The organism is Streptomyces sp. RLA123 (assembly GCF_056270165.1).
Genome location: NZ_JBWDOR010000004.1, coordinates 33,725 through 47,978 on the forward strand (window position 1 = coordinate 33,725; position 14,254 = coordinate 47,978).

Sequence of the window (14,254 nt, forward strand, 5' to 3'; positions counted from 1 at the left end):
TCGGCGCCCGTGGCGCCGGCCGTCCCGCCTCCGGCCCGGGGAGGTCTTCCGTCCCGGAGCGGCATCCCAGGGATGTGCGTCTTCCCAGGTCACCAGCGCTGGGACCGTCCCACCGTTGCAAGGCGCGGGGCAGCTGTTGTCCCACGGCCACAGGGCATCCGACGCTATGCCCATCGCACCGGCCGAACCGGCCGGAGCACCCGCCGGTGCCACGACAGCCGTTCATCGAAATGCCCTGGCGCCCCCACGGCCCCGGAAGGGACGGGTGGCGCGACCGTTTGGAACGCGCCTGGCTCCCCAGTTGCGGACCGCGGCCGCATGCGACCTCGTGACGATCGAAAAGGAACTCCCACATGAACATGAAGTACCCCGCTGCCCCCCTCGTGGCCGTAGCGACGGGCCTCGTCCTAGTGCTCGGGTACGGTGTCTCGGCGCAGGCCTCCGCCAACGGGCCGCAGACGGCCAAGGGGAAGACCCGCGAGGCGGCGACGCACCGCACCAGCGTCTCCGCCTGCTCCCAGAAGGACCTCGGCGTGTCCGCCGTGAAGGAGCCGGCGGACAGCACTGACGCCAGGCACCTGCTCCTCACCGTCCAGAATGCCGGCGACAAGAAGTGCAACGTCTACCGCTACCCGCTCGTGCGGCTCGGCGACGGCCGGACCACGGCCCCCGTCATCGAGGACAGCGCCCCGACGCCCGGCGAGCCCGTCACCCTCGCACCCGGTCAGGAGGCGTACGCCGCCCTGCTCGTGAACAGCCCCATGGACGAGTACGAGGCGAAGAGCATCACGCTGAGCCTGCAGGGCCGTAAGCCTGGCAGCACAGCCGGCAAGCCGATCGACGTCCCCATGCCCGTCGATACCCTCTACGCCAACGACGGCCAGCGTGTCACGTACTGGACGACCGCCCCCGGCTACGCGCTGGACTTCATCATGTCGAGGTGACGCCCTTCGACCGGACTGCCGGTCCAACAGCCGACCTCCACGGCATTTTGGCCCTTCACCCCGATTCGGCTTTACACGCCGCCGGAAGCCGGGCTGCACCGACTGGCCTGCGTCCCGGCGCCGTACGGTGCCGGGACGCAGGTTCCTGCTGCTCAGGCAGTCGCGAGCCGGTGGCCTGGCTGCCTCAGCATCAAAAGGGACCGTCGGCACAGGGGCGAGTCCCGTTGGTCATGGGGCAGGTCGGCGACTCGTCTCCGGCGCGAGGGACCCGCGCCAGGTCGTGTGGCAGCCGCGCCCTTGAGACGGCGCGCTGCTGGATCTACGGACAGGACGTGGACGACTGGTACGTGATCTTGGCGTACCCCCAGTTCTCGACCTTGACGTACGCCGCCGAGGTTCCGCGACGGTCGTACACCATGCCCCACGTCTTGCCCGGCGCCATCAGATGCAGCTTGTCCGGTCGAGTTGCTCGACCTCGTCAGCGCTGAGCCGGTCGCGATCGCGCATGATCCATGAGGTGATCTTGCGCGGGCGGGGCGGGGCGGCGGCGGGGGCCGGTTCGGCGGTGCCGGTCCGCAGTGCGGCGAGGTGCTTGCGGACGACCTGGACACTGCCTTGGTTGCCGCGTTCGGTGATCTCGCGGAACAGCCGGGTTCGGCTCGTGCACCCGGCGGCAAAGCGGGAGTTGACGTAGGGCTTGAACGGCTCGAGTACACCGTCGGGGCGGCGGTCTCGGGCGGAGGCGAGCAGGAGGTCCAGGTCGGTGGTCTTGAACTTGCGCACGGTCTTGCGGTCCAGGCCCAGGTGGCGGGCGATCGCGCTGATCGTCCAGCCCCTGGTCCAGCAACCGGTGCACGTCGATGTGCCGGTGGCGGGTGCGCTCGACCATCGCTGTCTTCGGCAGCGCGGGTGGCGGCAGGTCGACCAAGACGGGCTCCGGCGGGCCCTCGACCGCGGTCGGTGCTTCGTCGTCGAGGCGTTTGCGCAGGCAGGAGCGGTGCTGGTGGCAGGTCTCCTCAACCGCCGCGGACAGGTTCTGTAGCAGGTGCCGGCGATCTGCGACCTCCAGGGCTTCGGGTGCGGCTTCCTTGACGGCCTTGGTGTAGGCGCTGGCGCGGTCGCGGCAGCCATCTCCGCCCCCGGGTGAGAGGTCAGCCAGGCCGCGAAGGTCTCGGAGATGCGGCCGGGCAGGACGTCCACGACCCTGCCGGTCTCGACGTCGACCAGGATGGTGCCGTACCGGCGGCCGCGGCGGAAGGCGAACTCGTCCACGCCGAGGACACGCGGAGCCCGTTCCGGTCCCGACGGCTCTTCCAGAAGTTCGAACAGGCGGGTCCGCGCGGCCGCCAGGGCAGCTTGCGGCACAACCGCTCGCCGGCCACCGTCGTCAGCCACTCCTTTAAGGACAGCGCCGCAGACGCTGGCGCAGGTGATACCGCAGGCGTTGTCGCGGGAGCGGACCGGGTGCACGCCATGGTGAACGGGATACTGCACGGGATGCTCCCGCCCCGGAGCCGGCACAGTAGGCGACACCGAGGATCTCGCCGTCCATGCGGATGCTGCGCCCCCCGGCTCCGTCGGCGGCACACGATCACTCGGCATTCCACCTGGCCGCGGATGACCCGGGCCGGCAGCGGGCGCATGCTGGAAGAGCGGCCCTGCCTGCGTGTCGGCAGCTTCGGCGCCTTCGGGGCAGGGTCGCCCCAAAGAGGTACGGCGCGGCCCCTGGCCCTCCACGCTGGGCCGTGCCGGACGCTCCCGTCCCCCATTGAGCGTCCTCTGCGCGCGCCTGTCATCGAGGCCGGGCAGGATGGGGGTGCGAGCCCGAGGGCCACGGTCCGGAACCCGCCAGGCACTCGCGCCATTGGATCGGCCCCCGCCGCGGCAAAGCGACGGGGGCCGAGGCCGTTGAGCGGGCGGCAGACTCAGGGAGAGCGCCATCCGCCCGGCGCCGAGGCGCAGTTGACGCACGGCCGGCAAGGTCCGGCAAAGCTGGTTCGTGGTCAACGCCCGCAGCAGGTAGGGAGGTTGGCCGGGGATCGGCGGCGGATACCGACGGGCGCCGGCAACAGCACCGGGCACGCCGGCCGGGCCGGGCTTGTCATGGGCTCCCCGGCCCCGGAGCACTGCGACCCATGTCGGCAGCGCCTTTCGCCAGGTGGTGATTGTCGCCGCAGCGCAACTGTTGCTGCACGGCAGCTGTTGCCGGATGCAGGGACTGGGGAGAGCGGCTGCGGTGGCGGCCGGCTCGGTGGTGCCCGTTCAATGAGCCGGACCCGATGCCCGGCGGCATGCAGTGTGCTTTTCGGGTTCCCGTCGCCCTGCGGCCCAACAGATCACGCGTAGTGACCGCAGGGCGGGGCAGACGCGTAGTCAGGAGGTTGACGACATGGTTCCTTTGCTGCTTGTCCTGCTGCTCGCCCTGGTCCTGTTCGGTGCCGGGTTCGCCCTGAAGGCACTGTGGTGGATCGCCATCATCGTGCTGGTGTTGTGGGTACTCGGTTTCGTCTTCCGCGGCGCCGAAGGCGGCGGCGGACGCCGCCGCTGGTACCGGTGGTGAACTGACACACCCCCCAGTCAAGGGTGGGGTTCGCGCTGCCGACAGGGCCGCGAACCCCACCCTTCGCACGTCCCTCGCCCCATGCGGGGTAGACGAGAACACAAGCGGCTCGCCGGCATCGCGCCCCTGGAACCAGCGCGGCCTCCCCGGCGAGCCGCCACACGCGACGGCAGGGCGCCAGGCTCGGCACCCCCGCACGTCCCTACCGCCCCGATCCCCGCTCCCTCCAGCACGGTCGATCCAGCGCGGTCGATCCAGCACGCGGTAGTGGAACCTGCCCGGCCTGGATCACACCGAACGTGTGTACCGGCCATCCCGGAGGGAACATGGGAAGAGCGCGGCTCCGTCCACCTCCACAGCGGACGGGGCCGCGTTCACGTGACGCCAGGGAATCACCACCACGACGGACTCGCGGCAGCGCCACGTCTTGACCGGCTACCCGCCCCCTCCACCCGCACACGCCCACGCCCACCAAAGCCCAGCGGCACGACCGCCTGACTCGCCATGCGCCGGCAGACCGCACCACACCGGGCCGGGCCGGGCCGGGTTCCTCGTGAGCGGGCTGAGCACCCGCTGGGCGGGACACCGGCTGCGGCCGGCCGTTGAACTGCACGAGACACGCGCCCCTCCAGCACGGGGCCGCGGCCGACAGCGGCCGGGGCCCCGTGCTGTTCGGGTGCTGTTTTGATCGCCCCGCAAACGCGACGCTGCGCCGACACCGTCCCGTGGCAGAAGCCGCACTGCCTGACGACCCGGGGCGTGCGGCCAGGGGCCGGGGTTTCCTCACCGCCGCCGCGACGCCCGGCTTCTCCGCCCACGGCGAGCGCGGCACACCCCGGTGCCATCAGTGCTGGTGGCAGGGGTCCCTCTGATGAGTGCCCCGACAGGCGTGGTGACTGAGTGGCACCTACGGTGACCGTGCGTATGTGCCGGAGTGCTATGCGCCTGGCATGTGCCAAAGGCCGAAGGTCGGCCTCCCCGTGAAAGGAACATCAGTGAACGCTCGATTTGGTGTGCGCCGAGGCAAGGCGCGCGCGGTCACAGCCCTGGCCGCGACAGCGGCGTCGACGGTCTTGGGATCGGCCTCTGCTCTCGCAGACGAAAGAGATCTCTTCGCGGACAACTGGGGCGTGATCACCCGTAACACGATCGGCTCCCCCGTCGCCGTACTGCGGAACGGTCCGGTCGGCTCCTTCGGCGTACCGGCATCCGCCGCCCGGCCGCCCTACGGCACCGGCAGCCTGGGCATCGAGGTCGCGAACAACTCCACCACGCTGACCCCGCCCAGCGAGAAGGTCGACTTCGGCAACGAGCGCGACTTCTACGGCAACCCGGTGCTCAGCCTGACCAAGGTCGGCTTCCACGTCTTCCAGACCGGCGAGAACGTCGGCTACGGCGGTCCGGCCAACATGCCGAACATCCGGTTCGAGATCGACCCGAACATGACCACCGGCGACAACTACTCCACCATGGTGTGGACCCCGCCCGCCGTCGCGGTGGTGGACCGCTGGAGCCCGTACCTGGACGCCACCACGACGGGCACCTGGTTCCTCACCGGCAACGAGACCTCCTGCACCCAGGCCACCCCCTGCAACTTCACCCAGCTGAAGGCCTCCTTCACCGGCGGCATCGCACCGCCGACCATCCTCACCGTCGCCGTCGGCAAGGGCCGCGACAACATGTGGACCGGCGCCGTCGACGGCCTCCGCATCAACCGCAACGTCTACGACTTCGAAGCCGACGGCGTCAAAACCCGCCTCCAGCCCTTCTGATAGGACGGCAGTCCCCACAGTCGTGCAGCCGGCCCACCACAAGGTCGACCGGCTGCGCGCGACGTGGGCAAGCCTGCGGTGGACGCAGGCCTGCCCACGTACACCCGGGGCTTGCCGGCCAAGTGCCGAAGCCGACGAGCCGGCCGCCGGCCCTGCACGCGGCTTCAGCGGCAACCGCCGCCTCCTCCCCCCGGACAGCAGCATGGTGTGCGGGTCGGGACGGGGCGCGACGAATGCCCCCGCCTCGGATCGAAATACTTCGGGCGTGTCCGTGATGGACCAGGTCATGAGATTGCGTCTCCTGCTCCCCCAACGGGCGGCACCCCGCGAAGCGGTGGGGAAGCCGTCGGGGGCCCGCCGGCCGCGGTGGACGCGGCCGGCGGGCGGTACGCGCGGCTCACGGCAGACTGAGTTCGCCCCTGATGAGCTGAGCCAGTGCGGAGGGCTGGGAGAGGAAGGGCGAGTGCGAACTGTTCAGCCGCAGCGTCCTGTCGGCGCGCTTCGCGAAGAGTTCCTGGGCGAAGGGCGGGATGGCCTTGTCTGCTTCGCAGATGATGTAGGTGCTTGGAATCGTCTGCCAGGCGGCCGCGGTCAGCGCCTGGATCGTGGCGGCGTAGGACTGGTAACCCAAAGCTGCTGCCGCCTTCTCGGCGACGCTCCCGTCCACGTCGCCGTAGAAGACGTCGACCGGGCCCGCGACGGTCAGGAAGTCACCGACGCCCTCCTGCCGGTGGAATTCCCACCAGGGAGCGGGGTTGCCGCCCACACTCGACAGCAGGGACTCTCCGGCGTCGAGCTGGAACGCCGCGAGGTAAACGATTCTCTTGACGTTGGGCGTCCCGACGAGCGCCTGGGTGGCGGGGATGCCGCCGTAAGAGTGCGCGACGACGACCACGGGCCCGTCGATCGCCTCGACCGCGGCCTTGACGGCGGCCGCGTCGCAGTACATGTCGCCCAGTGTTTTGGGATCGTCGCCGCACGAGGTGAGAGCCACGGTGTGGACATCGATGTCGGGCAGGTCATCGATGAGGACTTGCAGATGCTCGGGTTTGTGCCACGCTCCGGGCACCAGCAACAGCGACGGCAGGGTCATTCGAACCTCATAGAGCAGGGTGTGTGTCGTGCACGGCGTGCGGACTCATCATGTAAGCCCGCGTATCGCACCGTCCACATGATAGATATCACCCGTGATCTATACGGCTCGGCCACAACCGCCCGGCCGTGAGAGAAAGTTCTCCATGGCTCGCGAATGGCGCGGGTGATCCCTCGGCAAGAGTTTCCGCCGGGCGCGTGCCGCCAGCCAGATCCCGGCCAGGCCTGCCCCGGCGGCGACTCCCGGGCATCGACAGCCTCGATGGGTGCGCCTTGGAGGTTGCCGCCTCGCACGCCGAGCTGCACGGTGAGCACGAGGAACTCCACGAGCAGCGTCAGCATTATCGGCCTGGGGAACGTGGCCCGCGCCCTGGCCGCCCGAAGGCAGCCGGTCGGGGTGGCTGCCGCCACGACGCTCATCGCGGCGGCAGCGTCGGGCTACCGGCCCACCCCGGTCGACCCCTACCGCGGCCGCCTGCGCCGGAGCCGGTCCGACGCTCCGGCCGTCCCTGTCACGCACCTCCTGCACGAGGTCGGGGAGTTGGGCTGCACCGGCAGCGGCCCCGTATCCGCCACCGCGCTTGTCAGAGGCAGCGCCCCCGACGGGCTTCCCGAGGCCTTGTCCGGTCTTCACATCACCCCCGGTCCCGGCTGGCTCATACCGCTCTTCCCCCGGGCCGCATGAGCCGGCTGACGGCACCGAGAACGAGGGGCACGATTCCCGGACCGCTCGCGGACGCGGCCGTGGACGGTCAGCTGACCCGAAGACCGACCGCCAGCGTCAGTTCAAGGACCCGGTGTGGCGATGCGAGATCCGGAAACAGCTCCCGCAGCTGCGACATCCGGTACCGGACTGTCTGGGGATGGACGAACAACGCCGCCGCCACCTCGTCCCGCCTGCCCTGGTGCAGCAGCCAGGCCCGCAACGTCTCCTCCAGCCGCCGTGCAGTCGCGACAGGCAAGGTCCGCAACGGTGCGAGGGCTCGGGTACGCAGGTCTGCGAACGCGTCCACGTCAGCGCTCAGCACCAGCTCGGGCAGGTGGTCCTCGGTGTCGCGAATATCAAAGGAGAGGGAGCGCGCGCGGACGGCTCGTGCATACGAGGCGGACGCACGGGTCCATGGCCGGACCGGGCCGACCACGGCGGTGCGGTCGGTCAGCTGCCGCAAGAGATGTGACCGGTCGGCATCGGGGACGAGCAACACACCGGTGGCATCCGGCAGATCGTCGAGGACCAGGGTGCTCGGGTCGAGCGCGCGGTAGGCCGGCCGGGCCTGGGCGGCGGGCAGCAGGACCGCGGTCAGCGAAACCGGAGGCTGCCACCCGGCCCGTTGAACAGAGGCCAGCAGCACGTCCGGGCTCGCGCCGGCGAGGAGGTCGCGGGCCAGGTGTTCCAGCTGGCGCTCGTGGGCCCTTCCCCGGGCAGCCAGTTCGTCGGCGTGGCCCGCGGCGCTCGCGGCGGAGAGCTCGTCGATGTAGGCGAAGGTCAGCTCGGCGAACTTGGCGACCTCGGCGGCGGGCAGACCCGCGGGTACGGCACCGGCTGCCAGGCATCGCCAGGCCACGCGGGCGCCGACGCGGTAGGCGCTGAGCAGGGCGTCCATCGAACGGCCGTCGCGCACCTCGCCGCGGCCCAGCTCGTAGGCTGCGTCACCGGCGTCGCCGCCTGTGGCGTTCCCGCTCGCGAGGTCCAGGTAGTGCCCCAGGGCGGTACGGACGGCTCGGCGGATGGTGGCGCCCATGTGGCCCGAAAGGGCGTTGGCGTAGGAAGGGACCTCGTCGATGATCGCCTGGACGACCTCGTCGGCGGTGGTCTTCAGCGCGGCCCGAAGCGCGGTGACCGTCGTCTCATTGAGGGCCAGTTCGCTGGCCCTCCGGATTGCATGGCTCACGTTTTGTTCCCTGCGAACAATTCAGCCGACCAGATTCACGTCCTGCGGTCAGGACTTTACGCCTTGAGGCGCAGCAAGCTGGAGTCATGACGAGTGCAGCCCTCCGCAGCAGGGCGTGGAAACTGCTGGAGACGGTCACGACGCCGCTGCTGCCGTCGGACTACCTCGACCTGGTCAGCCCGCTGCGTGCGGGCGCTGACCTGCGTGGGCGCATCGAGGCCGTGCACCCCGAGACGGGTGACGCCGCGACTATCGTGATCAGGCCGGGACGGGGCTGGCGCGGCCACACAGCCGGTCAGTACGTGCGGATCGGGGTCGACGTCGACGGGGTGCGCCTGTGGCGTGCCTACTCCATCACCTCGCCGACACACCGCCAGGACGGCCGCGTCACGATCACCGTGAAGGCGATCCCGGACGGCAAGGTCAGCAACCACCTGGTCCGCAGGGCGAAACCGGGCACGCTGATCCAGCTCGACCAGCCGACCGGTGACTTCGTGCTGCCGCAGGCCAAGCCCGCCAAGGTGCTCTACCTGACGGCCGGCAGCGGCATCACGCCCGTGATGGGCATGCTGCGCGACATCGAGTTCGACGACGTCGTCATGGTCCACTGCGCGCCACAGCCGCAAGACGTGATCTTCCGCAACGAACTGCACGACCTGGTCGCGGACAAGAAGCTGCGGCTCACCGAGGTCCACACCGACACCGACGGCATGCTCGACATCGCCCGTCTCGACGAACTCGTGCCCGACTGGGCCGAGCGCGAGACCTGGGCTTGCGGGCCCGCGGGCCTGCTCGACGCCGCCGAACAGCACTGGAGCCAGCACGGCGTGCAAGAGCGCCTGCACACCGAACGCTTCCGCCCCAGCATCGTCGTCGCCGCATGACGGCGGCGAGGTCACGTTCAGCGCCACCGGCAAGACCGTCGACGCGGACGGCGCCACGCCGTTGCTGGACGTCGGTGAGGAGGCCGGCGTGCTCATGCCCTCCGGGTGCCGCATGGGCATCTGCTTCGGCTGCATCACGCCGCTCAAGGCGGGCGCCGTCCGCGACCTGCGCACCGGCGAGATCACCGAGGCCGAGCCGGGCGTCCTCATCCAGACCTGCGTGTCCGCCGCGGCGGGCCCCTGCGACATCGAACGGTAGGAGCACCTTGACCACCATCGACCCCACCGCCCACCTGACCGCGGAGCAGATCGAGGAGCTCGGCCGCGAGCTGGACGCGATCCGCGACGAGGTGATCGCCGGCCGCGGCGAGAAAGACGCCGCCTACATCCGCAAGGTCATCTCGGCGCAGCGCAAGCTCGAGCTGGTCAGCAGAGGCGTGCTGCTGTTCTCGATCTTCCCGCCCGCGTGGCTGCTCGGCACCGCCGGTCTGTCCGTGGCGAAGATCATGGACAACATGGAGATCGGCCACAACGTCCTGCACGGCCAGTGGGACTGGATGCGAGACCCGAAGATTCACTCCACCACCTGGGAGTGGGATCACGTCTCGCCGTCCGAGCAGTGGAAGCACTCGCACAACGAGCTGCACCACACGTACACCAACGTGATCGGCAAGGACAACGACCTCGGCTACGGCATCATGCGCGTCGACGAGGACCAGAAGTGGCACCCGTTCCACCTCGGCCAGCCGCTGTGGAACTTCATCAACGCCTGCTTCTTCGAGTACGGCATCGCAGCGTACGACCTGGAGCTCGGCAAGAATCTGCACAAGCGCCGCCGCAGGAACCCGGAGTTCCGCGCGCGGGCCAAGGCCGTGGGCCGCAAGATCCGCAAGCAGGTGCTCAAGGACTACGTGATCCACCCTCTGCTGTCGGGCCCGTCGTTCCTCACCACACTCGCCGCCACGTTCACCGCGAACGTGGTCCGCAACATCTGGTCCCACTCGGTGATCATGTGCGGGCACTTCCCCGAGGGCGTGCAGGTCTTCGAGCGCCGGTCGATCAAGGGCGAGACGCGCGGCCAGTGGTACCTGCGCCAGATGATGGGCTCGGCGAACATCAGCGGCAGCAGGGCCATGCACTTCATGACCGGCAACCTGTCGCACCAGATCGAGCACCACCTGTTCCCGGACCTGCCGAGCAACCGCTACGCCGAGGTCGCGGTGAAGGTGCGCGCACTGTTCGAGAAGTACGAGCTGGAGTACGTCACCGGGCCGCTGCCCAAGCAGGTGTTCTCCGCGTGGCACAAGGTCTTCCGGCTCTCGCTGCCGAACAAGAAGCCCAAGGTCACGACGCCGGACCGCGAGCAGGAGCTCGTCGCGGCCTGAATTCCCGGTATCGGTTCAGATCTTCCGGCCCTACCGGCGGCACCGCCGGGTTCGGTGAGATCCGCTGCGGACGGTGGGCGACCGCGACATCAGACCGTACAACACGGGATCCGGGCAGCCCGGTGTCCGGCTGCGCTGCCTGGACGTGCGCCAGGAGCTCAGCACCCAGCCCCCGGCGAGGAGTTGCAGTACGCTGACCCGCCGTGGTCGGGCCGGTAGTCGGGTGGCGTACGCGCACTCGGTTTGCCGACGGGCGGGCCGGGTGGAAGGCATGGGCTGTGACGTGGACACTGCCGGAACCGATGCTCGCCGCCCCGGTGTCCGACCCCGCGCCGCTGCCGGGGTGGGCGGGTGAGCCGAAATGGGACCGAAACCGGCTCAGCTCGCCGTGTACGCGGGCGGGCGGGTGCTGCTGCGCTCACGGCGCGGCACGGACATGACGACCGCGTTCCCCGAGATCCGGGCGGCGGCCCTGGCGCAGCGTTTACGGACACCGGGATCGACGGCGAGCTGGCTCGCCCGGGACGCCGCGGGCCGCCTCGCCTTCGAGCAGCTGCAGAACCGGCTTCAGCGGCGCGGCGCCGGGGCTGCCTGGGCGGCCGGATGAGCGGCTCTACCACTTCGTCGCGTTCGATCTTTTGCGGCTGTCGGGGACGGAGACCATCGGGTGGCCGTATCGACGGCGCAGGACCGCGCTCGAGTCCATGTCCGCCGCGCGCCGGCTGTCGGCGCCGTGGGTGCTGTGCCCGTCGACCACCGACCCAAAACACCGTGCGCGAGTGGCTGACGTGGACGGCGCCCGGGATGGAGGGCGTGCTGTTCAAGCGGCTGGACAGTGCGTACGAGCCTTCGGTGCGCGGGGGCGGAAGTACAAGGTGCGCGAGACCACCGAGGCGAACGTCGGCGCGGTCACCGGCTCTCCGGCCGCCCCCGGCAGTCTGCTGCTCGGCAGATACGACAACGACGGCCGCCTCAAGTCACCGGCCGCACCACCACCCTCACCCAGACAATGTGCAGCACCGGTCGCCGGGCTGCTCGCCCCGGCCCGGTGCGGTCCTCCATGGAGGGGCTGGTCGTTCAGCGCCGGATGGGGCAGCCGGGAGACGCTGAACGTCGCGCCGGTGGAACCCGAGTTGGTGGCGGAAGTCGGCGTCGATGTCGCGCGTGACGCCTCCGGCCGGTGGCGCCACCCCGCACGCCTGCACCGTGCCCGCCCCGACCTTTCCCCTGCCGACGTCCCCCACTGGACGTCGCCGCCGCGCTGACGGCGGCCGGGCGCGGCGGCCCGCCGACGCGCAACACCGGTGAGCGCGCCCGACCCCCCCGGCTGCGTCCGCGCCACCCACCCCGCCCTCCCCCATCCTCAACTCCAGCCAGGGCACCGGCGAAGAGGGCGCAACGGGGATGTCAGCGGACCGACCAGCCGTACACCTGTGGTGACCTGGGCGGACTCCACAGCGCTGCGGAGGCCCGCGCACTCAGCGCACCACTTCGCGCAACATCTACCGCAACACCTGGTAGCACTGATGGCCCTGCCCTCGCCTGCCGCACCCCCGGGAACGCCCCGGCACCGTACGGTGCCGGGACGCAGGTTCCGGCCGCTCATGCAGCGGCGAACCGGTGGCCTGGCTGCCTCAGCATCACATGGGGACCGTCGCCACAGGGACGAGTCCCGTTGGCCATGGTGCAGTCGGCGGATCGTCGCCGGCACGAGGGACCCGCGCCAGGTCGTGTGGCAGCCGCGCCCTTGAGACGGCGCGCTGCTGGATCTACGGACAGGACGTGGACGACTGGTACGTGATCTTGGCATACCCCCAGTTCTCGACCTTGACGTACGCCGCCGAGGTACCGCGCCGGTCGTACACCACGTCCCACGTCTTGCCCGGCGCCATCAGATGCAGCTAGTAGCACCAGCCCGCATCGATGCGCACCACATCCCAGTCCTGTCCGTCCGGTGTGTGCGTCGCATAGCCGGACAGCCTGTACGGATCACCCCCGACAAGCCGGTGCTCCACGAGCCGGTCGTCCCCCAGTCGCACGTCCAGCTCTTGAACGCGGTCGCATAGGGTGGAGGTGTAGTTCCAGGACTGCGAACACCCCACGATGGTGCAGCCCCTGGCACTGCTCGCGGAGCCGGTCCCAGCACCAGCAACCCCAGCATGCCGCCAGCATTGCCACTGCCCGAGCCCACCACTGTCTCCTGCGCATCAAGCCTCGGCTTCAGTGGGCAGGCGCACACCGGTGTCATCGTCGCTGCCGGGTGCAGCCAGGCCCCGCCAGGCCGTCACTCCAGGCGGGGCCCACACACCGTGCACCTGAAATTCGTGCGGGGCGGTCAGTGCGGCCAGCGGGCGGTCAGGACGGCATCCCATCACCGCCACGACATGGCGAAGCCGCCCTGGGCCGCTGACCCGCAGTCCGGGGCGACGTACCGGGCCGCATTCCTCCGCCGATTCCACGATCGGCGGCATCGTCCTGAATCGCCGTGTACCGGCTTCCACATGGCCACCGGTAGCCTGCACCGACCGGTACCAGCGCAGTCCGGTCGTCGAGCGTGGTGAGGATCAAGCGCTACGCGTTCCGGTACGAAGGCCCCATGGCGTCTCCGTCAGGCGGCAGCCCACAAGCCTGCCGGTGACGCGGGTTAGGCATCCGGCAGGCGACCTCCGTACCTGACCTGCGGATTCCGGCACCTTGATCCCCTACACCACCTGGCGGGACGCCATCGCGGTCTGACACCGCGGGCACCGGGGTCCGCGCGGGAACGCGGTGTCCTGCGGCGGCTGGACCCCGCGAACATCTCCCTGACCACCGCTGGCCCGTGCACCGCCGTCGGCGGTACTGCTGCTCCAGACCGCATCCGGATGGCCGCCGCCGGGGCGGGGCACATCGAAGGCATCAGGGCCTCGAGGACCTGGAACAAATCCATCTGCAGGTCACGTGTCGGCCGCGCGTCGCGATGCGGCGTGGCGGTGTTCGGCGTTGATGCGCTGGGCTTCTTCGAGCTGGTCTTCGAGGATGACGATGCGGCAGGCGGCCTCGATGGGCATCCCTGGTCGACGAGCTCGCGGGCGCGGGCAGCGATCCGCAACTGGTAGCAGGAGTAGCGACGATGTCCGCCCTCGGAGCGGAGCGGGGTGATCAAGCGGGCCTCGCCGATGGCGCGCAGGAAACTCTGGGTAGTGCCGAGCATCTCGGCGGCCCGGCCCATCGTGTAGGCGGGGTAGTCGTCGTCATCGAGACGACCGAACGAGTCGTCAGCTGTCATCTGCACCTCTCACGAAAACGCGTGGAGGGCCCTGTGCCGTACGGCACCAGGGCCCGAAGGAACAGCTACACCATCTGCCGACCCTGGCTACTACGCAAGCCTTACTGTTACCGCCCACCCGACCGGAAAACTGCCGGGGGCGCGGGGATCGCGGATGCGTGACCGGAACCACCTCACCTATCGATGTCCTGCGGTGGCTCTAACGTCCGCCCGGGCGATCCGCGCTCCTCCGTTCTTCCCTCTGGGATCCATCACTCAGCCTTACCGCCGGTACTGCTTCCTCCTGGTACCACTGGTGATGCCGCTCAGCGGCCTACCACAGCACCACTGTCCGACAGCCAGCCCCATCGCCCGCCCAGCATCTACTCCGGCTTAGAACCCCACTACCGAACCTCCCGGCACGCGCGCCCGCAGCCGACACCTTCACCGAGGTACCGCACACCGACCTCACTGCTGG

General features: G+C 69.9%; 12 protein-coding genes and 4 pseudogenes. 8 read left to right on the top strand and 8 right to left on the bottom strand.

What is annotated here, in order from left to right; translation table 11 throughout:
* Window positions 1-353: 353 nt before the first annotated feature.
* Window positions 354-944 carry a DUF4232 domain-containing protein gene (locus RV983_RS37740; protein WP_475990619.1) on the top strand — a complete coding sequence of 197 codons (591 nt, stop codon included), beginning with the start codon at window positions 354-356 and terminating at the stop codon, window positions 942-944.
* A 319-nt stretch (window positions 945-1,263) separates the two neighbouring features.
* Here RV983_RS37740 and RV983_RS37745 read toward each other — a convergent pair whose 3' ends face one another.
* The 4 genes and pseudogenes from RV983_RS37745 to RV983_RS37760 form a co-directional block, all read right to left on the bottom strand.
* Window positions 1,264-1,386 carry a hypothetical protein gene (locus RV983_RS37745; RefSeq protein WP_475990177.1) on the bottom strand — a complete coding sequence of 41 codons (123 nt, stop codon included), beginning with the start codon at window positions 1,384-1,386 and terminating at the stop codon, window positions 1,264-1,266.
* On the bottom strand, window positions 1,386-1,727 hold the full coding sequence (locus RV983_RS37750; protein WP_475990628.1) for a hypothetical protein: 342 nt from the start codon (window positions 1,725-1,727) through the stop codon (window positions 1,386-1,388). The genes RV983_RS37745 and RV983_RS37750 overlap by 1 nt, the downstream gene beginning before the upstream one ends.
* A 199-nt stretch (window positions 1,728-1,926) precedes the next feature.
* Window positions 1,927-2,103 (bottom strand): annotated as a pseudogene (locus RV983_RS37755) (transposase); the annotation flags it as partial.
* Window positions 2,100-2,885 (bottom strand): annotated as a pseudogene (locus RV983_RS37760) (transposase); the annotation flags it as partial. The pseudogenes RV983_RS37755 and RV983_RS37760, both read right to left, overlap by 4 nt.
* A 448-nt stretch (window positions 2,886-3,333) precedes the next feature.
* On the opposite strand from RV983_RS37760, the gene RV983_RS37765 reads away from it, so the two are divergent.
* Together RV983_RS37765 and RV983_RS37770 are read left to right on the top strand one after the other, a co-directional pair.
* Entirely contained in the window at window positions 3,334-3,504 is a 171-nt protein-coding gene (locus RV983_RS37765; protein WP_475990176.1) for a hydrophobic protein, read from the top strand.
* A gap of 1,130 nt (window positions 3,505-4,634) precedes the next feature.
* Window positions 4,635-5,276 (top strand): hypothetical protein, encoded by a 642-nt coding sequence (locus tag RV983_RS37770; protein WP_475990175.1) that lies wholly within the window; start codon window positions 4,635-4,637, stop codon window positions 5,274-5,276.
* Between the two features lie 397 nt (window positions 5,277-5,673).
* Here RV983_RS37770 and RV983_RS37775 read toward each other — a convergent pair whose 3' ends face one another.
* Window positions 5,674-6,369, bottom strand: coding sequence for an alpha/beta hydrolase (locus tag RV983_RS37775; protein WP_475990174.1), 696 nt, complete (start codon window positions 6,367-6,369; stop codon window positions 5,674-5,676).
* 306 nt (window positions 6,370-6,675) lie between these two features.
* Between RV983_RS37775 and RV983_RS37780 the strand changes: the two genes are divergently transcribed.
* On the top strand, window positions 6,676-7,053 hold the full coding sequence (locus RV983_RS37780; protein WP_475983721.1) for a hypothetical protein: 378 nt from the start codon (window positions 6,676-6,678) through the stop codon (window positions 7,051-7,053).
* A gap of 67 nt (window positions 7,054-7,120) precedes the next feature.
* Here RV983_RS37780 and RV983_RS37785 read toward each other — a convergent pair whose 3' ends face one another.
* On the bottom strand, window positions 7,121-8,260 hold the full coding sequence (locus tag RV983_RS37785; RefSeq protein WP_475990620.1) for a PucR family transcriptional regulator: 1,140 nt from the start codon (window positions 8,258-8,260) through the stop codon (window positions 7,121-7,123).
* An 86-nt stretch (window positions 8,261-8,346) separates the two neighbouring features.
* On the opposite strand from RV983_RS37785, the pseudogene RV983_RS37790 reads away from it, so the two are divergent.
* The 4 genes and pseudogenes from RV983_RS37790 (at window position 8,347) to RV983_RS37805 (ending at window position 11,794) form a co-directional block, all read left to right on the top strand.
* Window positions 8,347-9,403, top strand: a pseudogene (locus RV983_RS37790) (ferredoxin reductase).
* A gap of 7 nt (window positions 9,404-9,410) precedes the next feature.
* Entirely contained in the window at window positions 9,411-10,529 is a 1,119-nt protein-coding gene (locus RV983_RS37795; RefSeq protein WP_475983723.1) for a fatty acid desaturase family protein, read from the top strand.
* A 361-nt stretch (window positions 10,530-10,890) separates the two neighbouring features.
* A complete protein-coding gene (locus tag RV983_RS37800; protein WP_475990621.1) occupies window positions 10,891-11,136 on the top strand; it encodes a hypothetical protein in 246 nt (81 codons plus the stop codon).
* 268 nt (window positions 11,137-11,404) lie between these two features.
* Window positions 11,405-11,794, top strand: a complete 390-nt coding sequence (locus RV983_RS37805; RefSeq protein WP_475990622.1) for a hypothetical protein — start codon at window positions 11,405-11,407, stop codon at window positions 11,792-11,794.
* A gap of 504 nt (window positions 11,795-12,298) precedes the next feature.
* On the opposite strand, the gene RV983_RS37810 is transcribed toward RV983_RS37805, so the two are convergent.
* Together RV983_RS37810 and RV983_RS37815 are read right to left on the bottom strand one after the other, a co-directional pair.
* Window positions 12,299-12,421 (bottom strand): hypothetical protein, encoded by a 123-nt coding sequence (locus RV983_RS37810; protein ID WP_475990623.1) that lies wholly within the window; start codon window positions 12,419-12,421, stop codon window positions 12,299-12,301.
* Between the two features lie 1,044 nt (window positions 12,422-13,465).
* Window positions 13,466-13,797: pseudogene (locus tag RV983_RS37815) on the bottom strand (helix-turn-helix domain-containing protein).
* Window positions 13,798-14,254: the final 457 nt, after the last annotated feature.